The 21,815-nt window shown below is 65.8% G+C and carries 26 protein-coding genes; 20 read left to right on the forward strand and 6 right to left on the reverse strand.

The genetic code is table 11. The features are described from left to right. Positions 1-59: 59 nt before the first annotated feature. Positions 60-1,331, forward strand: a complete 1,272-nt coding sequence (locus ASF31_RS07750; RefSeq protein ID WP_055754102.1) for a NupC/NupG family nucleoside CNT transporter — start codon at positions 60-62, stop codon at positions 1,329-1,331. A gap of 10 nt (positions 1,332-1,341) precedes the next feature. Here the strand turns inward: ASF31_RS07750 and ASF31_RS07755 are convergent, their stop codons facing one another. Next, the gene (locus ASF31_RS07755) at positions 1,342-1,773 is read right to left on the reverse strand and encodes a PaaI family thioesterase (RefSeq protein ID WP_055754103.1); all 432 of its coding nucleotides are present in this window, start codon (positions 1,771-1,773) and stop codon (positions 1,342-1,344) included. Between the two features lie 47 nt (positions 1,774-1,820). On the opposite strand from ASF31_RS07755, the gene ASF31_RS07760 reads away from it, so the two are divergent. The 12 genes from ASF31_RS07760 to ASF31_RS07815 all read left to right on the forward strand — a co-directional run bounded on the left by ASF31_RS07760 (position 1,821) and on the right by ASF31_RS07815 (position 14,020). Next, a complete protein-coding gene (locus ASF31_RS07760) occupies positions 1,821-2,123 on the forward strand; it encodes a DUF3253 domain-containing protein (protein ID WP_055754104.1) in 303 nt (100 codons plus the stop codon). Continuing rightward, positions 2,113-2,754: a uracil-DNA glycosylase family protein gene (locus ASF31_RS07765; RefSeq protein ID WP_055754105.1), complete on the forward strand. Its 642-nt coding sequence runs from the start codon at positions 2,113-2,115 to the stop codon at positions 2,752-2,754. The genes ASF31_RS07760 and ASF31_RS07765 overlap by 11 nt, the downstream gene beginning before the upstream one ends. A gap of 16 nt (positions 2,755-2,770) precedes the next feature. Further along, a complete protein-coding gene (locus tag ASF31_RS07770) occupies positions 2,771-3,796 on the forward strand; it encodes an alpha/beta fold hydrolase (RefSeq protein WP_055754106.1) in 1,026 nt (341 codons plus the stop codon). An 88-nt stretch (positions 3,797-3,884) separates the two neighbouring features. Beyond that, positions 3,885-5,525, forward strand: coding sequence for a flagellar basal-body MS-ring/collar protein FliF (gene fliF / locus ASF31_RS07775; protein WP_055754107.1), 1,641 nt, complete (start codon positions 3,885-3,887; stop codon positions 5,523-5,525). Continuing rightward, positions 5,525-6,559, forward strand: coding sequence for a flagellar motor switch protein FliG (gene fliG, locus ASF31_RS07780; RefSeq protein ID WP_055754108.1), 1,035 nt, complete (start codon positions 5,525-5,527; stop codon positions 6,557-6,559). The genes fliF and fliG overlap by 1 nt, the downstream gene beginning before the upstream one ends. 1 nt (position 6,560) lies before the next feature. After that, the gene (locus ASF31_RS07785) at positions 6,561-7,223 is read left to right on the forward strand and encodes a flagellar assembly protein FlbE (RefSeq protein WP_055754109.1); all 663 of its coding nucleotides are present in this window, start codon (positions 6,561-6,563) and stop codon (positions 7,221-7,223) included. Further along, the gene (fliN, locus tag ASF31_RS07790; RefSeq protein WP_039246916.1) at positions 7,223-7,555 is read left to right on the forward strand and encodes a flagellar motor switch protein FliN; all 333 of its coding nucleotides are present in this window, start codon (positions 7,223-7,225) and stop codon (positions 7,553-7,555) included. Before ASF31_RS07785 ends, fliN begins: the two co-directional genes overlap by 1 nt. Before the next feature lie 36 nt (positions 7,556-7,591). After that, positions 7,592-8,992, forward strand: coding sequence for a sigma-54-dependent Fis family transcriptional regulator (locus tag ASF31_RS07795; RefSeq protein WP_055754110.1), 1,401 nt, complete (start codon positions 7,592-7,594; stop codon positions 8,990-8,992). A gap of 4 nt (positions 8,993-8,996) precedes the next feature. Beyond that, positions 8,997-9,902, forward strand: a complete 906-nt coding sequence (bla, locus tag ASF31_RS07800) for a class A beta-lactamase (RefSeq protein WP_055754111.1) — start codon at positions 8,997-8,999, stop codon at positions 9,900-9,902. Between the two features lie 10 nt (positions 9,903-9,912). After that, positions 9,913-12,012: a flagellar biosynthesis protein FlhA gene (gene flhA, locus ASF31_RS07805; protein WP_055754112.1), complete on the forward strand. Its 2,100-nt coding sequence runs from the start codon at positions 9,913-9,915 to the stop codon at positions 12,010-12,012. 62 nt (positions 12,013-12,074) lie between these two features. Next, positions 12,075-13,601: a CHASE3 domain-containing protein gene (locus tag ASF31_RS07810; protein WP_055754113.1), complete on the forward strand. Its 1,527-nt coding sequence runs from the start codon at positions 12,075-12,077 to the stop codon at positions 13,599-13,601. A gap of 20 nt (positions 13,602-13,621) precedes the next feature. Continuing rightward, positions 13,622-14,020: a response regulator gene (locus ASF31_RS07815; protein ID WP_055754114.1), complete on the forward strand. Its 399-nt coding sequence runs from the start codon at positions 13,622-13,624 to the stop codon at positions 14,018-14,020. Here ASF31_RS07815 and ASF31_RS14735 read toward each other — a convergent pair. After that, on the reverse strand, positions 14,002-14,169 hold the full coding sequence (locus tag ASF31_RS14735; protein WP_235551282.1) for a hypothetical protein: 168 nt from the start codon (positions 14,167-14,169) through the stop codon (positions 14,002-14,004). The two genes, ASF31_RS07815 and ASF31_RS14735, sit on opposite strands and share 19 nt — an antisense overlap. Here ASF31_RS14735 and ASF31_RS07820 point away from each other — a divergent pair. From ASF31_RS07820 to ASF31_RS07830, 3 genes are all read left to right on the forward strand, one after another. After that, entirely contained in the window at positions 14,098-15,060 is a 963-nt protein-coding gene (locus ASF31_RS07820; RefSeq protein WP_235551290.1) for a histidine kinase dimerization/phosphoacceptor domain -containing protein, read from the forward strand. The genes ASF31_RS14735 and ASF31_RS07820 overlap by 72 nt on opposite strands. 14 nt (positions 15,061-15,074) lie before the next feature. Then, entirely contained in the window at positions 15,075-15,518 is a 444-nt protein-coding gene (locus tag ASF31_RS07825; RefSeq protein WP_055754116.1) for an NUDIX domain-containing protein, read from the forward strand. 83 nt (positions 15,519-15,601) lie between these two features. Then, positions 15,602-15,781 (forward strand): CsbD family protein, encoded by a 180-nt coding sequence (locus ASF31_RS07830; RefSeq protein ID WP_055754117.1) that lies wholly within the window; start codon positions 15,602-15,604, stop codon positions 15,779-15,781. Positions 15,782-15,849: 68 nt separating this feature from the next. On the opposite strand, the gene ASF31_RS07835 is transcribed toward ASF31_RS07830, so the two are convergent. Genes ASF31_RS07835 through ASF31_RS07850 form a run of 4 tightly spaced genes read right to left on the reverse strand, consistent with a single transcriptional unit; the run spans position 15,850 to position 18,841 of the window. Then, positions 15,850-16,347 carry a hypothetical protein gene (locus ASF31_RS07835; RefSeq protein ID WP_055754118.1) on the reverse strand — a complete coding sequence of 166 codons (498 nt, stop codon included), beginning with the start codon at positions 16,345-16,347 and terminating at the stop codon, positions 15,850-15,852. 44 nt (positions 16,348-16,391) lie between these two features. Continuing rightward, positions 16,392-17,570, reverse strand: a complete 1,179-nt coding sequence (locus ASF31_RS07840; RefSeq protein WP_055754199.1) for a VWA domain-containing protein — start codon at positions 17,568-17,570, stop codon at positions 16,392-16,394. 41 nt (positions 17,571-17,611) lie between these two features. Continuing rightward, a complete protein-coding gene (locus ASF31_RS07845; protein ID WP_156355952.1) occupies positions 17,612-18,268 on the reverse strand; it encodes a hypothetical protein in 657 nt (218 codons plus the stop codon). A 45-nt stretch (positions 18,269-18,313) separates the two neighbouring features. Continuing rightward, positions 18,314-18,841 carry a GNAT family N-acetyltransferase gene (locus ASF31_RS07850; protein WP_055754120.1) on the reverse strand — a complete coding sequence of 176 codons (528 nt, stop codon included), beginning with the start codon at positions 18,839-18,841 and terminating at the stop codon, positions 18,314-18,316. A 73-nt stretch (positions 18,842-18,914) separates the two neighbouring features. Between ASF31_RS07850 and ASF31_RS07855 the strand changes: the two genes are divergently transcribed. From ASF31_RS07855 to ASF31_RS07870, 4 genes are all read left to right on the forward strand, one after another. Next, complete coding sequence (locus ASF31_RS07855; RefSeq protein WP_055754121.1) at positions 18,915-19,835, forward strand: histone deacetylase family protein; 921 nt, start codon at positions 18,915-18,917, stop codon at positions 19,833-19,835. A 41-nt stretch (positions 19,836-19,876) separates the two neighbouring features. Beyond that, entirely contained in the window at positions 19,877-20,539 is a 663-nt protein-coding gene (locus tag ASF31_RS07860; protein ID WP_055754122.1) for a histidine phosphatase family protein, read from the forward strand. 48 nt (positions 20,540-20,587) lie between these two features. Further along, positions 20,588-20,839, forward strand: a complete 252-nt coding sequence (locus tag ASF31_RS07865; RefSeq protein WP_017504472.1) for an exodeoxyribonuclease VII small subunit — start codon at positions 20,588-20,590, stop codon at positions 20,837-20,839. A gap of 79 nt (positions 20,840-20,918) precedes the next feature. Then, positions 20,919-21,794, forward strand: coding sequence for a polyprenyl synthetase family protein (locus ASF31_RS07870; protein ID WP_038293630.1), 876 nt, complete (start codon positions 20,919-20,921; stop codon positions 21,792-21,794). The last annotated feature ends 21 nt before the right edge of the window (positions 21,795-21,815 follow it).

A 21,815-nucleotide genomic window follows, 5' to 3' on the forward strand; every position in this document is an offset into this window, starting at 1 on the left:
CACTTTGTCCTTGAAGCGAGTAAAGACCGGCAGGCGCGCCGGGTGCGGGGATCGTTTTTATGTTCAGCCTCCTGAACCTCCAGAGCCTTCTCGGTCTGGTCGTCATCGTCGCGGTCTGCTGGGCGATCTCGGAAAACCGCAAGGCCTTCCCTTGGCGGCTGACCATCGGCGCGATCCTGGTGCAGGCGGGGCTGGTGCTGGCCCTGTTCGCGATCCCCGGTTCGCAGGCGGTGCTGGCGGCGGTGACCGGCGCGGTGGATGGTCTGGCGGTCGCCACGACCGAGGGAACGAAGTTCGTCTTCGGCTATCTGGCCGGCGGGGACCAACCCTATGCGGTGTCCAACCAAGGCGCGCTCTTCACCTTCGCCTTCCAGGTTCTGCCGCTGATCCTGGTGATTTCCGCCCTGTCGGCCCTCCTGTGGCATTGGAAGATTCTGAAGTGGATCACCTTGGGCTTCGGCTTCCTGTTTCAGAAGACGATGGGGCTGGGCGGCGCCTCGGCCCTGGCGGTCGCGGCCAACATCTTCCTGGGCATGATCGAAAGCCCGATCGTGATCCGCGCCTATCTGGACAAGCTGACGCGGTCCGAGATCTTTTTGATGATGGTGGTGGGCCTGGCGACGGTCGCCGGCTCGACCATGGTGGCTTATGCGACGATCCTGTCGCCGGTGCTGCCCAATGCGGCGGGTCACGTGCTGGTGGCCTCGATCGTGTCGGCGCCGGCCGGCGTGCTGCTGGCGCGGATCATCATCCCCGAGAAAGAAGGGATGGGCGGCGCCGTCGCCGACTATGACTCGGCCCTGAAATACGACAGCGCCATCGACGCCATCGTCAAAGGGACGTCCGACGGCCTGATGGTCGTGCTGAACATTTCGGCCGTGCTAATCGTGTTCGTGGCGCTGGTCGCCCTGGTCAATGTCATGCTGGGCGGGTTCGTGGTGTTCGATGCGCCCCTGACCGTCGAGCGGATGCTGGGCTGGATTTTCGCGCCGGTCGCCTGGCTGATCGGGGTGGAGTGGAAGGACGCCGATGTCGCCGGCTGGCTGCTGGGCGTCAAACTGACCCTGACCGAGTTCGTCGCCTTCATCGACCTGGGCAAGGTGCCGGCCGCCGAGATGACCGAGCGCACGCGGATGCTGATGACCTACGCCCTGTGCGGCTTCGCCAATATCGGCTCGGTCGGCATCACCGTGACCGGCCTTTCGGTCCTGATGCCCGAACGCCGCGAAGAGGTGCTGGGCATGGTCTGGAAGGGCCTGTTCGCCGGTTTCCTCGCCACCTTGATGACCGCGGCCATCGTCGGCGCCATGCCGAGCGTCGTTTTCGGCTAGGGCGCGCGTCTCACCGAGGCGTGAACTTGCGGATGACGCCGGAGAAGGTCATCAGCAGGCGGTCGCCGGTGTTGATCTGGCCGCGCACGAAGATCAGGCTCTTGCCCGCCTTGGTGACTTGGCCGGTGGCCTCGATCAGTTCGCCGACATAGCCGCCGTCGATGAAGGTTGAGTCCAGCTGGACCGTGACGCCCGAGGCGCCCTCCATCTCCTGATAGGCGATCTGGAACATTGCGATGTCGGCGAAGGTCATCAGGCAGCCGCCGTGCATCCGCCCGCCTGCGTTCATATGCTTCTGCTCGGCGCGGAAGGCGCAGCGCATGTGCCCATCGGGATCCGGCTTGCCGTAGAAGGGGCCGACCACCGTGTCGAAGGTGTCGTGCAGATCGTAGGTCTGCCAGCCGGCGAACTCGCCCTCGGTGATGGTGATTTTCTTGGGCATGCAGACTCGGCCTTACTTATGGGCGTGCGTTGCAGCATATAGGCGCAATGAGCGACCCGATCGAAACCGCAATCCTGAACAAAATCGCCGCGCTTGAGGCCGGCAAGAGCATTGAGCCCGCGGAAGTGGCCAAAGAGCTACAGCCCGAGCAATGGCAGCGCATGCTGCCCAAGGTCCGCGCGACCGCTTTGGGCCTGATGCGCCAGGGCAAGCTGACCATCATCAAGAAGGGCAAGGCGGTCGATCCGGACAATTTCCGCGGCGTCACGCGCCTGCGCCAGGCGACCGAGGAAGAAACGGCCCTGGCGCTGAGCCGCCGTCCGCCGGTCGTCGAGGGCGATGACGACTGATCTCCAGGATATCCTGAACGACATCCGCGCCTGTCGCGCCTGCGCGGGCGTCCTGCCGCACACGCCGCGCCCGGTGGTGCGGGTCTTTCCCGAGACGCGGCTGCTGATCTGCGGCCAGGCGCCGGGACGACGGGTCCATGAGAGCGGCCTGCCGTTCACGGATCCCTCGGGCGATCGTCTTCGTGACTGGATGGGCGTGGACTATGAGACCTTCTACGCCGACCCGCGCATCGGGGTCGCGGCCCAGGCCTTTTGCTATCCGGGCACTGCGCCAAAGGGCGGCGACTATCCACCGCCGACACGCTGTGCGGAACTGTGGCGACCGCAGTTGCTGGACGCCCTGCCACAGATGGAACTGACCCTGCTGGTCGGCGGCTATGCCCAGGCGTGGGCGCTGGGCGATGACGCCAAGCGGACCATGACCGAAACGATTAGGGCGTGGCGGGAGTATGCACCGGATCTGCTGGTGCTGCCGCATCCGTCGTGGCGCAATACGGCCTGGCTGAAGAAGAATCCGTGGTTCGAGGCGGAGGTGCTTCCCTATCTCCGGGAACGGGTTCAGCGCATTCTGACTTCTGCAAATCCGGCGGCCATTCGCTCCAGCGAGAAGGACACGCCGGTGGTATCATGAGCGCTGCTTGGGACACATGGCCTTGATCGCCTCCAGACTTATGCCGCTGACCGCCGCGCTTATTCTGTCGGCCTGCGCCGCACCCCACATTCAGCCGCCGTTGACGCCGCCGCCGGGCTTTGTCGGCGCCCATGTCGAGGATCGGGCGCTTGTCATGTCGGACGGCGCGCGCCTGCCGTATCTGCATTGGGGGCCAAAGGATGGGGCGCCTTGGGCGGTGATCGTGGCCCTGCATGGGATGAACGATCACGACGCCAGCTTCCGCTTGGCCGGCCCTTGGTGGGCCGAGCAGGGTATCGAGACCTGGTCCTACGACCAGCGTGGCTTCGGCGGGGCGCCGGGGCGGGGCGAATGGGCCGGGCAGCAGCGGATGACGGATGATCTGCGCGAGATCACCGCGATGGCGCGGGCCCGCTATCCCAATGCCGTCATCGCTGTGGTGGGCGAGAGTATGGGAGGGTCGGTGACGGCGGCGGCGTTCGGCTCCGACAATCCGCCGGATGCGGACCGGATCGTGCTGCTGGCGCCCGGCGTATGGGGCTGGTCGACGCAAGGACCGTTGAACAGCACGGCGCTGAACATCGCAGCTCGAGCGCTGGGCGACGTGGCGCTGGAGCCGCCGGAGTTCATCACGCGCGACATCCACGCCTCTTCGAATACATTGGAGCTGATCCGCAACGGGCGCGATCCGATGAGCATCCTCGCGACGCGGTTCGACACCGTCTATGGGCTGGTCGATCTGATGGAGGCCTCATCGCGCAGCCTGGGCCGCATTCGGGGCGACGCCATCCTGATGTACGGCGCCCACGACGAGGTGGTGAAGAAGGGGCCGATGAAGGCAGCGCTTGAGCGGGCCGAGCGGGAGGGCGGAACGCTGCGGACCGCCTGGTATCCGAACGGCTGGCATCTGCTGAACCGCGATCTGGACGCCGAGATCGTCTATCGCGACGTCGTCTCGTGGTTGAGAGACCCGACAGCCCCCCTGCCGTCCGGTGCGCCGGCGGTTTTGCCGCAGCTTCAGGCGGGCGGGGCGCGCCCTTAAACGGGTCTTAACGCGACGTTTACCATCCAGGCGGCATTTTCTGCCTAGCGGGGCGTTCGTGTCTCCCGCGAGTAGGGGGCGGGGACGCGTGGGCGGCTTCACAGCGGCGTTGCAGAAGTTCGGGATCGGCCGTCTGGCTGCGGTCCTCGGCGTCGCCGCGGGCGTGGCCGCCGTGCTGGTCGCCGTCATGCTGCGCATGGGCCAAGCGCCCGACGCGCTTCTCTATTCCAACCTGGATCTGCGCGAGGCCAGCGAGATAAGCGCCGCCCTGGATCAGGCCGGCATCAAATATTCGTCCAAGGGCGACGGTTCGACCATCATGGTCAACCGCGACGAGGTCGGCACGGCGCGGATGCTGGTCGCGGGCAAGGGCTTGGTCACGTCCGGATCGGTCGGTTACGAGCTGTTCGACAGCCAGTCGGTGCTAGGCCAGACCGAGTTCCAGCAACAGTTGAACGAACAGCGCGCCCTGCAGGGCGAGCTTTCGCGCACCATCATGTCCATGCGTGGCATCACGGCCGCCCGCGTCCACATCACCATGCCGCGCCGCGAAATGTTCACCTCGGCCGCCGGCGAACCGACCGCCGCCGTGCTGGTGGGCTTGGGCGGGCGCGATCTCACGAGCGATCAGGTGCGGGCGATCCGCAACCTGGTGGCCTCATCCGTGCCGAACCTGAAGCCCGACCGCGTCACCGTGGCGGACCAAACGAACCGCACCCTGGCGGCCGGCAGCGACGACGGAACCTTCACCTCGGCTTCCGCCGCCGAGGCCAAGGGCAATACCGAGAGCCAGCTTCAGGCGCGCATCAAGGATATCGTCGAAGGCGTCGTCGGCGCCGGCGCTGCTCGCGTTCAGGTCACGGCCGACATCGACCAGAGCCGCGCCACGACACAGGAAGAAAAGTTCGATCCCGATGGTCAGGTCGTCCGCTCGACCACGACCAACGGCTCGCAATCCGCAGACAACAGCGCCCAGCCCGACGGCGGCGTGACTGCGACGAACAACATCCCTGGCGGGGCGGCGCCCGGCGCCGCGCCGGCCGGTTCGACCAACTCGGAAAACGCCGAGACGACCAACTACGAAATCTCCAAGACCACCACGACCACGACCAAGGAGCCGGGAGAGGTCAAGAAGCTGGCCGTCGCCGTCGCGGTCGACGGCAAGTGGACGCCCGCCAAGGACGGCAAGGGCGAGCCGACCTATGCGCCGCGCACGGCCGAGGAGATCGCCCAGATCAAGTCGCTGGTCGCCGCCGCCGCCGGCATCGACGAGACGCGCGGCGACAAGATCGAGGTCATCAACGTCCGCTTCAACCACGACACCGGCATTGAGGGCGGTCTGGACGGAAAGTCGTCGCTGCTGGACTTCTCCAAGAACGACATCATGCGTTTCGTCGAGCTGGGCATTCTGACGGTCGTCGCCTTGCTGCTGATCTTCTTCGTGCTGCGTCCTCTGCTGAAGACGGCGGCGGCCGGCGGGGCCAATCTGCCGGCGCTGGCGGGCGCCAACGGCGTGCCGGTCACGACCGTGGCGACCACGGTGATCGGCCCGGACGGCCAGCCTCAGCTGGTTCAGCTGCCGGCGCCCAGCGAGATGGAACAGAAGATCGACATCGCCCGCATCGAGGGTCAGGTGAAGGCGTCGTCGGTCAAGAAGGTCGCCGACTTCGTTCAGTCGCATCCCGATGACGCGGCCGGCATCCTGCGGACCTGGGTGGCCGAAGGCTGATGGCGAAGCTGGTCAACAAGAAAGCCTCGATCGACGATCCCAACAAGCTGTCGGGGCCGGAGAAGGCCGCCGTCATCCTGTTGGCGCTGGGCGAAGAGCACACCGCCCTGTGGGAGCGGCTGGACGACGACGAGGTTAAGGAAATCTCCCAGGCCATGGCGACCCTGGGCAACGTCAGCGCCGAGGCCGTCGAGGCCCTGATGATCGAGTTCGTCTCGGGCCTGTCCGGCTCCGGGGCCGTGATGGGCAGCTATGAGCAGACGCAAAAGCTGCTGGCCGCCTTCCTGCCCAAGGATCGTGTCGACGGCCTGATGGAGGAAATCCGGGGTCCGGCCGGCCGCACCATGTGGGACAAGCTGGGCAATGTGAACGAGGCCGTTCTCGCCAACTATCTGAAAAACGAGTACCCCCAGACCGTCGCCGTGATCCTGTCCAAGGTGCGCTCGGACCACGCCGCCCGCGTCCTGACCAGCCTACCGGAAGACTTCGCCCTGGAATGCGTCCAGCGGATGCTGCGCATGGAGCCGGTGCAGCGCGAGATCTTGGACAAGATTGAGGCCACGCTGCGCACCGAGTTCATGTCGAACCTGGCGCGCACCTCCAAGCGCGACAGCCACGAAATGATGGCCGACATCTTCAACAGTTTCGATCGCCAGACCGAGGCCCGCTTCATCGGGGCTCTGGAAGAGCGCAATCGTGAATCGGCCGAACGCATCCGCGCCCTGATGTTCGTCTTCGAGGATCTGTCTAAGCTGGACCCGGGCGGGGTGCAGACCCTGCTGCGCGCCGTGGACAAGGATTCACTGGGTCTTGCGATGAAGGGCGCGTCCGAAGGTCTGCGCGAGATGTTCTTCTCCAACATGTCCGAACGCGCGTCCAAGATCATGCGCGAAGACATGGAGTCGATGGGGCCGGTGCGTCTGAAGGACGTGGACGCCGCTCAGATGGCCATGGTCCAGGTCGCCAAGGATCTGGCCGCCAAGGGCGACATCATGCTGGCCGGTCAGGGCGCCGACGACGAGTTGATCTACTGACATGACCCAGTCCCCTGAAATCCGGCGCCTCTTCGCCTTCGACACTGAGTTTGACGCGGACGGCACGGTCGTGCGCCCTGGCGCCTGGACGCCGGCCAAGCGCTCCTATCTGCCGGCCGAGGTCGAGGCCCTGGTCGCCCAAGGGCGTCTGGAAGCGCGCGAACAGGCCCTTAGCGAGGTCGAGAACATCCGCGCCATGGCCCTGAGCAATATCGCCCTGGCCGTCGCATCGGCCATGCCGACCCTGAAGGCTGTGGCCCAGGCGCACCGGGAACAGGCCGCTGACCTGGCCCTGGCTGCTGCGCGCACCATCGCAGGGGCCGCTCTGGACCGGTTTCCGCATGCGCCGCTGAAAGCCGCTTTGGAACTGTTGGCGCAGGAGATCGACGCCTCGCCGCGCCTGGTCGTTCGCTCCTCGGGCCTGGATGACGAGGCGCGCGGCCTGATTGAGCGGGCGTGCGCCGACAGCGGCTTCACCGGTACGGTTGCCTTCCGCGATGAACCAGGCATGGCCCAGGCCGCCTTCCAGCTGGAATGGGCCGACGGCCGGGCTGATCACGATCCGCAAGGCTCGGCCGACCGCGTCGCTGAGGCCCTGACCGCCGCCTTGGCCGCCGAGGCCGGACACGCCGAAACCCTTCCCGTCGACAGGAGCATGTTCTGATGGCATCCGACGACCTGGCGCTGGAGGAATTCTCCGGCCTTTCGGGCCTGCCGCCCCTGGACGACAGCGGCGAAAAGAGCGCCGCCGACCTGGCCACGGTCTTCGACGTGCCGGTCAACATCTCGGCGGTTCTGGGCAAGTCGCACATGTCGGTGGCCCAGCTGCTGAAGCTGAACAAGGGCTCGGTGCTGGAGCTGGACCGCAAGGTCGGCGAGGCGATCGACATCTTCGTCAACAACCGCCTGATCGCGCGCGGCGAGGTCGTCGTCGTCGACGACCGGCTGGGCGTGACCATGACGGAAATCATCAAGACCGAGGATTCGGGCGCCTGATTGGCGACCGGCTTTAGAGATTAGAGGAGAAGAACGATGCGTCTTCTGGTGGTAGGCAGACTGAGCGGCCAGCTCGCTTCGGCGGTGAAGATGGCCATGGCGCACGGCGCCAAGGTCAATCACGTCGAGCGCGCCGACCAGGCGACCGAGCAACTGCGCCGGGGGCAGGGCGCGGACCTGCTGATGGTCGACTATCAGCTGGACATCGCCGCCCTGATCGCCGCCAACGAGGCCGAGCGGATCACCATTCCGGTCGTAGCCTTCGGCGTCGATGCCGATGCGCGAGAGGCGGCCGCAGCCATCAAGGCCGGCGCCAAGGAATTCATTCCGCTTCCGCCCGATGCCGAACTGATCGCCGCCGTCCTGTCGGCCGTCGCCGACGACGAAAAGCCGATGATCTCGGCCGACCCGTCGATGAAGGCGGTGCTGCAACTGGCCGACCAGGTCGCGCGCTCGGAAGCCTCGATCCTGATCACCGGCGAAAGCGGCGTCGGCAAGGAGGTGATGGCGCGGTATCTGCACGAGCATTCGCGCCGCTCCGAACGCCCCTTCATCAGCGTCAACTGCGCCGCCATTCCCGACAATCTGCTGGAATCCGAACTGTTCGGTCACGAGAAGGGCGCCTTCACCGGCGCCGTCGCGCGCCGGATCGGCAAGTTCGAAGAGGCTGACGGCGGCACGCTTCTGCTGGACGAAATCTCCGAGATGGACGCCCGGCTTCAGGCCAAGCTGCTGCGCGCCATCCAGGAGCGCGTCATCGACCGCGTCGGCGGCTCCAAGCCGGTCTCTGTGAACATCCGCATCATCGCCACCTCGAACCGCGATCTGGCCAAGGCCGTGGCGGAAGGCACCTTCCGCGAGGACCTGCTGTATCGCCTGAACGTGGTGAACCTGCGCCTGCCGTCCTTGCGCGAGCGGCCCGGCGACATCGTGGTTCTGGCCGACCACTTCATCAAGAAATACGCCGCCGCGAACGGCGTGCCGGTGCGTCCGATCTCGGCCGCCGCGCGTCAGGCCATTTCGGCCCATCGCTGGCCGGGCAACGTCCGCGAACTGGAAAACGCCATGCACCGCGCGGTGCTGCTGGCGACGGGACCCGAGATCGACGTGGACGCCATCCGCCTGCCGGACGGCCAGCCGCTGGGCGGCATGATGGCCGGACAGGCCTATGAGGCCCCGCAAGCCGGAGTGGCCGCCCGCGCCGCTCAGGCGGCCGACGCCGTGACCCGCAGCTTTGTGGGCCAGACGGTGGCGGCGATGGAAAAGACGCTGATCCTGGACACCCTGACCCACTGCCTCGGCAATCGCACCCATGCGGCCAACATCCTGGGCATCTCGATCCGCACTCTGCGCAACAAGTTGAACGAATACGCCGATGAGGGCACGGCCATTCCGGCGCCGATGAGCGGCGTCTCCGCCTCGGGCTACGCGGCCTGAACCCATGCGCGCACCCGTGGAGCGCCGATGCGTCCTGACGGGGCTGGCCGCCTTGAGCGCGGTCGGCTGTTCGCCGCGCGCGGAATCACGTCCTGCCGCGCCCGTCGCCTTGGCGGAGGAAGTCATTGACCTGTCCGGCTTGGAAACGCGCAATGGCGGCCGTCTCGGCTTCGTCGTTCAGGACGCGGCGACGGGCCGTAAGCTGGTTTGGCGCGGCGACGAACGCTTCGTCTATTGCTCGACCTTCAAGATGTATCTGGCCGCCGCGACCCTGTTGCGGGTGCAGGCCGGGCAGGAGCGACTGGATCGCCGCATCCCCATCACGGCGGCGGACATGATCAACCACGCTCCGGTGACCGAGCCTGCCGTGGGCGCCAGCCTGACGGTCGAGCAGTTGATGAAGGGCGCGGTTGAGGTCAGCGACAACCCCGCCGCCAATCTGTTGCTGAAGGCCATGGGCGGCCCGTCGGCGATGCAGACCTTCTATCGCGGCATCGGCGACGACAGCACCCGCTCAGATCGGTTCGAGCCGGAGATGAATCGTCTGGACGGCGACAAGGACACGATCCTTCCCAGCCAGTCGGTCGCCAATCTTGAACGTCTTTTTCTGGATCCGGCGTCGCCCCTGACCGCAGCGTCGCGCGCCCTGTTGCTGCAGTGGATGACCGACACGCCCACGGGTCAGAATCGTCTTAGGGCTGGAACGCCTGCGGATTGGCGGGTGGCGCACAAGACGGGGACGGGGGGCTATGGGCCGACCAATGACATCGGCCTGTTGTATCCGCCGAACGGCCAACCCGTGATCGTCGCCGCCTATTACCACGCTGCCCGGGCGACATCGGACGACGCCAATGCGGCCGTCATCGCCGAGGCGACGCGTCGCGCGCTGAGGGCGTTGGGCCGTGACTGATACGCCGGTGATGATGAAGGACGGCATGGCGCGCCCGACGGGTCGCGACGTTCTGGGCTGGGTCAACCGCGGCGAAGTGCTGATGGCGGTCGGCGTGATCGGCGTGATCATGCTGCTGATCCTGCCGGTGCCCAAGTTCCTGCTGGATCTGCTGCTGGCCTTCTCGCTGGTGTCCAGCGTGCTGATCCTGATGACCGCCGTGATGATGAAGCGGCCGCTGGATTTCGCCATCTTCCCGACGGTGCTGCTGGTTTCGACCCTGTTCCGGCTGGGCCTGAACCTGGCGTCCACGCGCCTGATCCTGACCCACGGCCAGGAAGGTCACGATGCGGCGGGTCAGGTCATCAACGCCTTCGGTCAGCTGATGATGGGCGGCAACTTCATTATCGGGGTGATCATCTTTGCGATCATTCTGGTGGTGAACTTCGTCGTCATCACCAAGGGTTCGACCCGGATCGCGGAGGTGTCCGCCCGCTTCACCCTGGACTCCATGCCGGGCAAGCAGATGGCCATCGACGCCGATCTGTCCTCGGGCCTGATCACCGAGGACCAGGCCAAGCTGCGTCGCAAGGAGCTGGAGCAGGAATCGACCTTCTTCGGCGCCATGGACGGCGCCTCCAAGTTCGTGCGCGGCGACGCCGTCGCCGGGCTGATCATCACCTTCATCAACGCCATCGGCGGCATACTGATCGGCACGCTGCAACACGGCATGCCGGCGATGGAGGCCGCCAACACCTATGTCCAGCTGACCATCGGCGACGGTCTGGTGACGCAGGTGCCGGCCATCATCATCTCGATCGCCGCCGGCTTCCTGGTGTCCAAGGCGGGCGTCGAAGGCACGGCGGACAAGGCCATGGTCACCCAGTTGGCGACCAATCCCGTGTCGCTGGGCGTGGTGTCGGGCGCGGCAGGTCTGATCGGTCTGATCCCCGGGATGCCGCTGATCCCGTTCGCGGCCCTGGCCATCGGCTCGGGCTTCATGGCCTGGCGGCTGGGCCGCAATCGCTTGAAGCCTCAGCCGACAGAGGCGGAAATTGCGGCGGCGGCAGCGGCCGCAAAACCCAAGGAAGACGTCGAAGAGCCGATCGCCAATGTGCTCACCATTGACGAGGTGAAGATTGAACTCGGCTATTCGCTTCTCAGCCTGATCAACGACCTTGAAGGGCGGCGCCTGACCGATCAGATTCGCGCTCTGCGGCGGTCGCTGGCCCAGGAATACGGTTTCGTCATTCCCCAGGTGCGCATCCTCGACAATATGCGCCTGCCGACCCAGGGCTACGCCATCCGCATCAAGGAGATGGAGACGGGCGCGGGCGAAGTGCGGCTGGGCCACCTGATGGCGATGGACCCGGCAGGTCGCCAGGTCGAGCTTCCGGGCGAGCATATGCGCGAACCCGCCTTTGGTTTGCCGGCGACTTGGATCGAGGAAGGTCTGCGCGAGGAGGCGACGTTCCGGGGCTATACGCTTGTCGATCCGTCGACGGTCCTGACGACCCATCTGACCGAGATCCTGAAAGATAATATGGCCGATCTGCTGTCCTATGCGGAGGTGCAGAAGCTGCTGAAGGAACTGGGCGCCGAAGAGAAGAAGCTGGTCGAGGAACTGGTGCCCAGCGTGGTCACCGTCACGACGCTGCAGCGGGTGTTGCAGTCTCTGCTGCGCGAGAAAGTGTCGATCCGCGACCTGCCGGCCATTCTGGAAGGTTTGGCCGAGGCCGCGCCGCACAGCTCCAGCGTCACGACCCTGGTCGAACACGTTCGTGCGCGTCTGGGCCGTCAACTGTGCTGGCAGAACAAGGACGGCGAGGGCGCCCTGCCCATCGTCACCCTTTCGCCGGAATGGGAAAACGCCTTCGCCGAAAGCCTGATCGGTCAGGGCGAAGACAAGCAGCTGGCGATGGCGCCGTCGCGCCTTCAGGACTTCATCCGCGCCGTGCGTGACACTTTCGAGCGGATCGCCATGACGGGCGAAAACCCGGTGCTGCTCACCGGCCCGATGACGCGGCCCTATGTGCGATCGATCATCGAACGCTTCCGCGGCCAGACCGTCGTGATGAGCCAGAACGAGATCCATCCCAAGGCCCGTCTGCGGACCTTGGGCCAAGTCTGATCCCGCCGACTTGGCAGTTTGACGTTTGACGCGGCGACGCACCCCGCTAAAGCTCCGCCGTCATGAGTCCGAACCCCCGATCCCAATGGTCGCGCCTGCGCGACTTCATGCGTACGCCGTCGTTGGCCCGGTCCATGTCGGCGATGCTGGTCCTGGTGTTCGGGCTGCTGATTCTGGTCAATGCGACGACGTTCGTGATGATCCAGCGCACGGCGTCAGTGAACCGGACCATCGAACACGCCCAGCAGATGCGCCGGGCGGCGCGTACGACCTTGATCGCCATGCTGAACGCCGAGACGGCCCAACGCGGTTTCCTGTTGACCGGGCGCAGCGACTTCCTCGAACCCTATCGCAAGGCGCAGGCGGACATGGCGCCGGCCTTGGCCTTCCTGGACGAGGGGGCGGCGCTCGACCCGACCCTGAAGGCTACCGTCGATCCCATTCATCGCCTCGCCGATCGCAAATGGGCGGAGATGGAGCGCACCGTGTCGCTGGCTCAGCAGGGACGGATCGGTCAGTCGATCCAGTCCGTGCGCTCGGGCGAGGGCAAGCGCTACATGGACGAACTGCGCGCGGCCGTGGACACGTTCGATGCCTTGAAATCCAAGCGGATCGAGGACCGACGGATCGCGTCGGAACGGTCTGGCGTTTTGACGGTGGTCATGAACGCCATCGCGGGGCTTCTGGTCATCGTTCTGGCCCTGCTGTCGGCCTGGCTGGTGCGGCGATACGTGGCCGAGATCCAGTCCGCCCGTGCGACGCTCGACGCCGCCAACGCCAGCCTGGAGGACAAGGTCCGCGAGCGCACCGGCGACCTGATGCGCGCGAACGAGGAGATCCAGCGCTTCGCCTATATCGTCAGCCACGACCTGCGCGCGCCGCTGGTCAACGTGATGGGCTACACCTCCGAACTGGAGCAGGCGGGCAAGATCGTCGACAAGGCGATCTACGAGGCGGAAAAGACGCGCGTGGTCGATCCCGAGATCGTCACAGCCGTCCGCGAGGAAATGCCCGAGGCCATCGGCTTTATCCGCGCCTCGACCGAGAAGATGGACCGGCTGATCAACGCCATCCTGAAGCTGTCGCGCGAAGGTCGCCGCAACCTGCTTCCAGAACCGCTGGACATGACGACGATGGCTCAGAACATCGCCAACAGCGTCCATCACCAGACCGAAGCCTCGGGCGCGCGCATCGATGTGCAGTCGCTGCCTGAAATCGAAAGCGACCGTATTTCGATGGAGCAGATCGTCGGCAATCTGATCGACAACGCCGTCAAATATCTGGATCACGACCGGCCGGGCGAAATCGTCGTGTCGGGCGAGGACGTACCGGGCGGCTGGGTCGTTTACCGGGTCGCCGACAACGGCCGGGGCATCGCCCCACGCGACCACGAGCGGATCTTCGAGCTGTTCCGTCGGTCGGGAAAACAAGACCGTTCCGGCGAAGGTCTGGGGCTGGCGTTCGTCAGAAACAGCGTGCGCCGCCTGGGCGGCACCATCGACGTCGAGTCCGAACTGGGCAAAGGCTCGACTTTCCTGCTGAAATTCCCCAAACGACTGATCCTGTCTGAACCCGGAGGCGCGCTGTGACGCAACCCGTCAAAATCATTATGGTCGAAGACGACCACGGCCACGCCAAACTGATCGAAAAGAACATCCGCCGGGCCAACATCAACAACGAGATCAAGCATTTCGACGACGGCGGATCGGCGCTGGACTATCTGTTCAGCGACGAAATCCTGGCCAACGGTCCGCTCCTGATCCTGCTCGACCTCAATCTGCCGGATATGTCGGGCACGGACATTCTGGAAAAGGTGAAGGGCAACGATCGTCTGAAGCGGGCGCCGGTCGTCGTGTTGACCACAACAGACGACAAGGTCGAGATCCAGCGTTGCTACGATCTGGGCTGCAACGTCTACATCACCAAGCCGGTGGATTATGAATCCTTCGCCGGCGCCATCCGTCAGCTGGGCCTGTTCCTGTCGGTGATTCAGGCGCCGGAGATCTGACGATCAACGCGTCCCAGCCCATTCGCCTGCTCTACATCGACGATGATCGGGGTCTGTCCCGGCTGGTCGAGAAGGAGCTGGGGCGTCACGGCTATGCCGTCACCTGCGCGCCGGACGGCGATGCGGGGTTGGAGCTGTTGCAGCAGCATGACTACGACGTCTGCGCGCTGGACCACTATATGCCGACGCGAGACGGGCTGGACGTCCTGCCGGACATTCTGGCCCTGACGGCGCCGCCGCCCGTCGTCTATGTGACGGGTGCGCAGGATGGTCGGATCGCCGTCGCGGCCCTGCGCGCCGGCGCGGCGGACTATGTGATCAAGGACGTGTCGGAGGACTTCACCTCCCTGTTGCGCTCGGCGCTCGAGGACGCCCTGTCGCGTCGTCGGCTGGAGCGCGAGAACCAACTGGCGCAGGAAGAAATCCGCCGGGCGCGCGATCGGGCCGAGGCCATGCTGCGCGAGGTCAACCACCGCGTCGGCAACTCGCTGCAACTGGTGTCCAGCTTCATGTCGTTGCAGATGCGCCACGTCACCGATCAGGGGGCGAAGGACGCGTTGCGCGAATCGCAGGCGCGGATCGAGGCCGTCGCCCATGTTCACCGCCGCCTCTACACGTCCGGCGACATGAGCCACGTGGCGATGGACGAATATCTGGTCGGGCTGATGGACGAACTGTCCAAGTCCATCGGACCGGACGAAGGATCACCCAAACTGACGCTCGACGCCGAGCCTCTGTCGGTCACCACCGATCAGGCCGTCTCCATCGGCGTCATCGTCACCGAACTGGTGACCAACGCCGTCAAATACGCCTATGCGCCGGGGCAGGGCGGCGAGATCCGCATCCATCTGCGTCGCGAAAACGAACATCGCGTGATGCTGACGGTCGAGGACGACGGCCCCGGCATGGGCGACGGCACGCCAAAGGGCACTGGTCTGGGCGCCAAGATCATTTCCGCCATGGCATCGGGTCTGCGGTCGGCGGTCGAGTTCGACGGCGCCCACAAGGGTGTGCGCGCCAGGTTGTCGTTCGACCTCTAGGGTCGGTTTTCATCATGTTGCAGTTCGGCGTTCGCAAACCCGCTTCGGATTATCGTCACCGCGCCACCGCGTTCGGCATCGTCGAGCGTGAGGGCCTGATCGCCTGCGTGCGCGTCGAGCGCGAGGCCGGTCCTTATTTCGACCTTCCCGGCGGCGGCGTGGATATGGAAGAAACCGAGGTCCAGGCCCTGATCCGCGAATTCGTCGAGGAAACCGGCCTGACGGTTACGCCGCTGAACCGCATCGCCGAGGCCAGCCAGTATTTCGTGCGGTCCACGCGCGAGCCGGTGAACAACGTCGGCGGCTTCTGGACAGCGACCGTGGCGGCGGAAAATCCCGATGCGAAATGCGAGGACGATCATACGCTGGTGTGGCTGGATCCGACCTTCGCCATCTCGCGCTTGCGTCACGATTCCCACGCCTGGGCTGTCGCCGTCTGGCTCCGCCGCCCAAGCTGAGCTTTACGGAACAGGCCCTCAGCGAAGTCGTTTATTTTTCGAACCGCAACGCCACGTCGCGGCGATGAAAACAGGAGATTTCCATGGCTGATCATGACCGTATCGAAGGCGCCGCCAAAAACATCGGCGGCAAGATCAAGGAAGGCGTCGGCAAGCTGACCGGCGACACCAAGATGCAAGCCGAAGGCAAGGCCGATCAGGTCGAAGGCAAGGTCCAGAACGCCGTTGGCGGCGCCAAGGACAGCCTGCGCGACAAGGCCTAAGCCTCGCTAGAAATGCGCGAAAATGCGAAGCGCCGTCCGGGAAAGCGGGCGGCGCTTTTCTGTGTCGATCAATCCTTGTCGCCCCACAGCGTCAGCGACAGACCCTTCTTGTCCGCTGCATCGACTGGGCGGCACTCGGAGCTGAACCCGCCCTCGACCGGACGCGGACGACATTCCATTTCGCGCAGACTCGAGGGCGCGGCCGCCGTGCGCGACTGCGGGCCGCATTGGACCGCATAGTCCGAGCCCGCGGCGCTGGCCCGGATCATCTGGCAGTCGCCGGCCATGCCGCTCGGGCGCAGAGCCTCGGGCAGGTCGGACCCCATGGCGATGGCGAGTTGTTCGCGCACCTCGGTCTGGCATTCGGCCATGGACTTCTGGCCGCGCACCAGCGGACTGCACCGTGCGCGCTCGAAGCCGAACGGATCGGCAAGGCCCCAGGCAGGTATGTTGTGCTCGGGCGGCGGCGCGGGCACTTCAACGACCGCCTCCGGCGCGGGCGCATCCCACACGACGGTCGGCGCAGTCTGTTGGAGGATCAACAAGGCGAAGGCGGCGGCGATCATGGTCGGACCCTTCGTGAAGTTTCAGGCGGTCGCCTGAACGTCCCCTACCTTGTCAGGGCGCGCATCGCCTTGTCGAGGCCTTCGAGCGTCAGCGGGAACATCCTCTGCTCCATCACCTCGCGCAACAGGCCGACGGAAGCGGTATAGTCCCAGTACCGCTCCTGGACGGGATTGAGCCAGACCGACTTCTCCCACTGCTGGCGCGCCCGCTTCATCCAGACGGCGCCGGCCTCTTCGTTCCAGTGCTCGACGGAGCCGCCGGGCATTGTGATCTCATAGGGGCTCATCGTCGCATCGCCGACGAAGATGGCGCGCCAATCGCCGGGGTATTTGTGCAGCAGATCCCACGTCGGGATCCGCTCGGTGTGGCGCCGGCGATTGTCCTTCCAGACGCCTTCGTAGAGGCAGTTGTGGAAGTAGAAGAACTCCAGGTTCTTGAACTCGGTCTTGGCAGCCGAGAACAGCTCCTCAACCAGCTTGATGTGACCGTCCATCGAACCGCCGATGTCGAGGAACAGCAGCACCTTGATGGTGTTGCGCCGCTCGGGCCGCATCTGGATGTCCAGCCAGCCCTGGCGCGCCGTGCCGTCGATGGTGCCGTCGATGTCCAGTTCCTCGGCCGCCCCCTCGCGCGCGAAACGGCGCAGGCGGCGCAAGGCCACCTTGATATTGCGCGTGCCCAGTTCGACCGTATCGTCCAGGTTCCTGAACTCGCGCTTCTCCCAGACCTTGACCGCCCGGCCGTGTTTGCCCGGCCCGCCGATGCGCACGCCTTCGGGATTGTAACCGCCGTGGCCGAAGGGGCTGGTGCCGCCCGTGCCGATCCATTTGGAGCCGCCGGAATGGCGTTCGTGCTGTTCCTCAAGCCGCTGCTTCAGCGTCTCCATCAGCTTGTCGAACCCGCCCAGCGCCTCGATCTGGGCCTTCTCCTCGTCGGTCAGATATTTTTCGTTCAGCAGCCGCAGCCAGTCCTCGGGAATGTCGGTGGTCAGGTCCTCGCCCGCCCCTACCGACTCGATCCCTTTGAACACCCTCCCGAACACCTGATCGAACCGGTCATAGTGTTTCTCGTCCTTAACCAGGACGGCGCGCGACAGGTGGTAGAAGGCCTCGACCTCTCGACCCGCCACGTCGCGATCCATCGCCTCCATCAGATGGAGCCATTCCTTCATCGACACCGGAACTTTGGCGTCGCGCAGGGCGGTGAAGAAGGGCAGGAGCATGGCGGCACTATAGGACGGCGCCGGCGACGCCGTCATGTGGCTTAGTTCTTCGGCGCTGGAATGCTGGCGACGGACATCAATCCAGCCGCCAAGGCGATGGTGTCGGCGTCGGCGACGGGGCCGGATGCGCGGGTCTTGAACGACCACCCGTCGATGTGGGTCAGGATGATGAAGGTTGCCGCGTCCCACCCATACGGATGGCGTCCCTTAAAGGCGGCGAACAGGGGTGCGGGGCGGCCTTCCACCGAGGCGACGCCAAAGGCGCCTTCAAGCGGTTGGACGTTGGTCCAGTTGGCGCGAATGCTTGCCACGGAACTCGCCATGTCCTGCGCTTCGGTCGGCATGGTTCGGTATCGTGTGGCGTAGAGGGTGAAGGTCGCTCCCATCATCGTGTTGCCGCAACTGACGTCGTCGCCGCGATTGGGCGTCATGATGCTTTGCGGATAGACGCGAACCACATTGCCTGGCGCTGCGGCCTCGAAGATGCAGACCATGCCGCTGGCCTTGTGACGCAATCGAACTGCGCCGTCCTCTGCAGTAATGTTCTCGAACAGGTCTGCGGCGCGACCTTCCGCGAGAATGCGTTCGCCTTCCGCCTTGGCGGCGATGGGATCGGCGGGAGGACTTTCGGTTTCCTGTGCGATGACGGGGCTTGCCGAAAGGAAGACGGCCACGGCCGCCAGCAATAATCTACGCATTGGTTCCCCCGAACTCTTATCCCCGGTTGTCTGGATAGGCCTGGTCTATCCGCGCCGCAAGATGAACTCGTGGTCGCGCCAGGCCCCGATGGGGTAGTCGTATTCGCCGACCTTCTGGAAGCCGTAGGCGGCGTACAGACGCTGGGCCTTGTCATTGCCGCTCCAGACGCCGATCCATAGCGGGCCGTCCGTGTGGGTTTGCATCCAGTCCAGAGACAGCTTCAGCAGTCTGGTTCCAAGGCCCTGACCTTGCGCCGCCTGGGACACATAGAGCCGGCGCAGTTCCATGTGCGACGGTCTGGCCGCGGGATGGGGCAGGCCGTTGGGGCCGGCGTTGGCGAAGGCCAGCAGCTCGCCGTCGCGGTCAGCCACCCACCAGGCGCAGTCGGGCTCCGCCAACTTCTTCAGCGTCGGCTCCAGATCGAAGCTGGCGTCCAGAAACGCGTTCAGGTCGGCTTGCGGGTAGGGGATGCCGAACCCCTCGACGAAGGTGTCGATAAAGGTCTGGCGGCCCAGGGCGCCCAAGGCGGCGGCGTCTTCGGGGCGGGCAGGGCGGATCACGATTTCGGTCATGCGTCGGCTCTAGCGCGCGCCTTGGTGCGCGTCACGGGCGACAAGTCCGAAAGCCCGTCGTATCGTCGCTTCAATGTCCCTGCCGATCTTCACCCATCCGTCCATGCTGTCCCACGCGCCGGGCGCGGGCCATCCCGAAAGTCCCGAGCGGCTGAAGGCGGTGCTGGATGCTCTGGAGGATGCAGGCCTGGCCCGCGACCGGTGCGCCGCGACCCAGGCCGAGGTTGTGGATCTGGAGCGGGTGCATCCCGCCGCCTATGTCGCGCGCCTGCTGGACGCCTCGCCGGTCGCCGGCATGGTTCAGCTGGATGCCGACACCGTCCTGTCACCCGGCAGCGTGCCGGCGGCGCGGTTGGCGGCGGGGGCGGCGATCAATGCCGTAAGGGCCGTGGCGCGGGGCGAGATGGACCGCGCCTTCGCCGCCGTGCGCCCGCCGGGCCACCACGCCGAGCCGGACCGCGCGATGGGATTCTGCTTGTTCTCCTCCGTCGCCGTCGCGGCGCGTGCGGCTCAATCCGAAGGGATGGCGCGCGTGGCGGTGGTTGATTTCGACGTTCACCACGGCAATGGCACCCAGGCGGCGTTCGAAGACGACGACAGCCTGTTTCTGGCCTCCATCCACCAGATGCCGCTCTATCCCGGCACGGGCGCGGCGTCCGAGACGGGCGTCGGCAATATCGTCAACGCGCCTGTCGGGCCCCATGCGGCGCGCGAGAACTGGCGCGCCACCTTCGCCGGCGGGTTGATGCCGGCGCTGGAATCGTTCCGGCCGGACCTGATCCTGATCTCTGCCGGTTTCGACGCCCACCGACGCGATCCATTGGCGCATCAGTCGCTGGAGGCCGAGGATTTCGCTTGGGCGACGCGTGCGATTCTGGAGGTCGCGCGTCGGACCTGTTCGGGCAAGGTTGTGTCGGCGCTTGAGGGCGGTTACGACCTTGAAGGACTAGGCCGCTCTGCGGTCGCCCACGTCGCTGCGCTCGGGGAGGACTGAGGACGCTTAACGCCTTGAAACCAAAGGCCCGTCCGTTTGTCATGTCAGCCCCCGCCCTGTCCCTCGATTCGACCGAACCGTCCGTGTCCCCGCCTGACGCCGCGCCATCCGGCGGCGCGCTTGTCGCTGTCCGTCCCGGCGCCATCATCCTGACGCGTCACGGCGAGCCGGCCCTGTCGCGCAAGTGTCTGATCTCTGCGCGCCAGTACGGCGACTGGTGGGCGAAATATGAGATCGGCGGCCTGCTGGCCGGTCAGACGCCGCCGCCCGAACTGGTTGCGGCGGCCCAAGGGGCTGGGGCCATCTACGCCTCGACCCGTCAGCGCGCCCAGGAAACCGCCGCTGCTGTCGCCGCCGGGCGTGAGGTCATGGCCGACGTCATGTTCATCGAGGCGCCCCTGCCGCCGCCGCCGATTCCGGAATGGATCAAGCTGTCGCCCAAATGGTGGGGCGTGGTGTCGCGCTTCTGGTGGCACGCTTTCGATCATCACGGCGGCCAGGAAACCCGCGCCCAGGCCGAGGCGCGCGCCGATCAGGCGGCGCAAAAGTTGATCGCGCGAGCCGAGAACGGTCAGGACGTGCTGGTCTTCGCCCACGGCTATTTCAACCACATGGTCGGCCGCGCGCTGAAGGCCGACGGCTGGAAACTGGTCCAGAACCAGGGCTTCAAATACTGGTCGCAGCGTCGCTACGAGAAGCGATAGCCGCTTCTAACGTTGATGCGCCCCGCGCGCGCCTCTAGGGTCCGCGCCATGACCGATACCGCCGCCGCCATCCCCGCCGATCTCAGCTTCGAAGACGCCCTGAAGCGCCTGGAAACCATCGTGTCTCGCCTGGAATCCGGCCAGGCGCCGCTGGAAGAATCGATCGCCCTCTATGAAGAGGGCGCCAAGCTGAAGGCGCATTGCGAGGCGCGGCTGAAGGCGGCTCAACTGCGTGTGGAAAAGATCGTCGTCGGCCCCGACGGCCAGGCCAAGGGCGTCGAGGCGGCGTCGTTCGAATGATCCCCGTGTCGTCTTCGAGCCTGGTCTGGAGCCGGTTCTCGTGAACCGGGTCATCGCCGCCAACTCGCCGGAACAGGCTGTGATCGATCGCGTGGCTGAGGTCGCCGATCTGGTCACGGTCGCGCTAGATGAACTGCTGCCGCGCGCCGAGGGCCCAGAATCCCGCCTGACCGAGGCGATGCGCTATGCGGCGCTGGGCCCCGGCAAACGCCTTCGCCCGTTCTTCGCGTTGGAGGCCGCACGCCTGTTCGACATCGATGAGCGGTCGGTGCTCCGCGCCGCCTGCGCGTTGGAATGCGTGCACGCCTACAGCCTGGTCCACGACGACCTGCCGTGCATGGACGACGACGACGTGCGCCGGGGCCGCCCGACCGTTCACCGCGCCTACGACGAGGCGACGGCGGTGCTGGCCGGCGACGCGCTGCAGACGGCCGCCTTTGACATCATCCTGCACGAAGACACCCATGAGGATGCGGCCGTGCGCTGCGAACTGGCGGCGCGGCTGTCGCTGGCGTCCGGCGCGCGGGGCATGGCGGGCGGTCAGATGATCGATCTGCTGGGCGTGCGCGACGACCTGGGCGGCGTGGCGCGTATGCAGCGACTGAAGACCGGCGCCCTGTTCGCCTATGCCTTCGAAATTCCTCTGATCATCGCCGACGCCTCTGCCCAGCACCGCCATGCCCTGATCAGCTTCGCCCACGATGTCGGCCTGGCCTATCAGATCGTCGACGACCTGCTGGATGCTGAAGGGTCGGCCGAGGAAATGGGCAAGGCGGCCGGGGGCAAGGACGCGGCTCTCGGCAAGACCAACTTCGTCACCCTGCTGGGTCTGGAGGCGGCGCGGCAAAGGGTCGCGCATCTCGCAAACCAGGCCCGTTCGCATCTGGAGCCGTTCGGCGACGAGGCCGAAATCCTCAGGGCCAGCGTGGACTTTGTGCTAAAGCGCCGGTCCTGATACGAAACGTTGAACCGACCT

Source organism: Brevundimonas sp. Leaf280 (genome assembly GCF_001422455.1).
Classification (GTDB): domain Bacteria; phylum Pseudomonadota; class Alphaproteobacteria; order Caulobacterales; family Caulobacteraceae; genus Brevundimonas.

Coding starts and splice junctions, on each gene's coding strand:
- ASF31_RS07750 (WP_055754102.1), top strand. CDS start 60: ATGTTCAGCCTCCTGAACCTCCAGAGCCTTCTCGGTCTGGTCGTCATC.
- ASF31_RS07755 (WP_055754103.1), bottom strand. CDS start 1,773: ATGCCCAAGAAAATCACCATCACCGAGGGCGAGTTCGCCGGCTGGCAG.
- ASF31_RS07760 (WP_055754104.1), top strand. CDS start 1,821: ATGAGCGACCCGATCGAAACCGCAATCCTGAACAAAATCGCCGCGCTT.
- ASF31_RS07765 (WP_055754105.1), top strand. CDS start 2,113: ATGACGACTGATCTCCAGGATATCCTGAACGACATCCGCGCCTGTCGC.
- ASF31_RS07770 (WP_055754106.1), top strand. CDS start 2,771: ATGGCCTTGATCGCCTCCAGACTTATGCCGCTGACCGCCGCGCTTATT.
- fliG (WP_055754108.1), top strand. CDS start 5,525: ATGGCGAAGCTGGTCAACAAGAAAGCCTCGATCGACGATCCCAACAAG.
- ASF31_RS07785 (WP_055754109.1), top strand. CDS start 6,561: ATGACCCAGTCCCCTGAAATCCGGCGCCTCTTCGCCTTCGACACTGAG.
- fliN (WP_039246916.1), top strand. CDS start 7,223: ATGGCATCCGACGACCTGGCGCTGGAGGAATTCTCCGGCCTTTCGGGC.
- ASF31_RS07795 (WP_055754110.1), top strand. CDS start 7,592: ATGCGTCTTCTGGTGGTAGGCAGACTGAGCGGCCAGCTCGCTTCGGCG.
- bla (WP_055754111.1), top strand. CDS start 8,997: ATGCGCGCACCCGTGGAGCGCCGATGCGTCCTGACGGGGCTGGCCGCC.
- flhA (WP_055754112.1), top strand. CDS start 9,913: ATGATGAAGGACGGCATGGCGCGCCCGACGGGTCGCGACGTTCTGGGC.
- ASF31_RS07810 (WP_055754113.1), top strand. CDS start 12,075: ATGAGTCCGAACCCCCGATCCCAATGGTCGCGCCTGCGCGACTTCATG.
- ASF31_RS07815 (WP_055754114.1), top strand. CDS start 13,622: ATGGTCGAAGACGACCACGGCCACGCCAAACTGATCGAAAAGAACATC.
- ASF31_RS14735 (WP_235551282.1), bottom strand. CDS start 14,169: ATGCTGCTGCAACAGCTCCAACCCCGCATCGCCGTCCGGCGCGCAGGT.
- ASF31_RS07825 (WP_055754116.1), top strand. CDS start 15,075: ATGTTGCAGTTCGGCGTTCGCAAACCCGCTTCGGATTATCGTCACCGC.
- ASF31_RS07830 (WP_055754117.1), top strand. CDS start 15,602: ATGGCTGATCATGACCGTATCGAAGGCGCCGCCAAAAACATCGGCGGC.
- ASF31_RS07835 (WP_055754118.1), bottom strand. CDS start 16,347: ATGATCGCCGCCGCCTTCGCCTTGTTGATCCTCCAACAGACTGCGCCG.
- ASF31_RS07840 (WP_055754199.1), bottom strand. CDS start 17,570: ATGCTCCTGCCCTTCTTCACCGCCCTGCGCGACGCCAAAGTTCCGGTG.
- ASF31_RS07845 (WP_156355952.1), bottom strand. CDS start 18,268: ATGCGTAGATTATTGCTGGCGGCCGTGGCCGTCTTCCTTTCGGCAAGC.
- ASF31_RS07850 (WP_055754120.1), bottom strand. CDS start 18,841: ATGACCGAAATCGTGATCCGCCCTGCCCGCCCCGAAGACGCCGCCGCC.
- ASF31_RS07855 (WP_055754121.1), top strand. CDS start 18,915: ATGTCCCTGCCGATCTTCACCCATCCGTCCATGCTGTCCCACGCGCCG.
- ASF31_RS07860 (WP_055754122.1), top strand. CDS start 19,877: ATGTCAGCCCCCGCCCTGTCCCTCGATTCGACCGAACCGTCCGTGTCC.
- ASF31_RS07865 (WP_017504472.1), top strand. CDS start 20,588: ATGACCGATACCGCCGCCGCCATCCCCGCCGATCTCAGCTTCGAAGAC.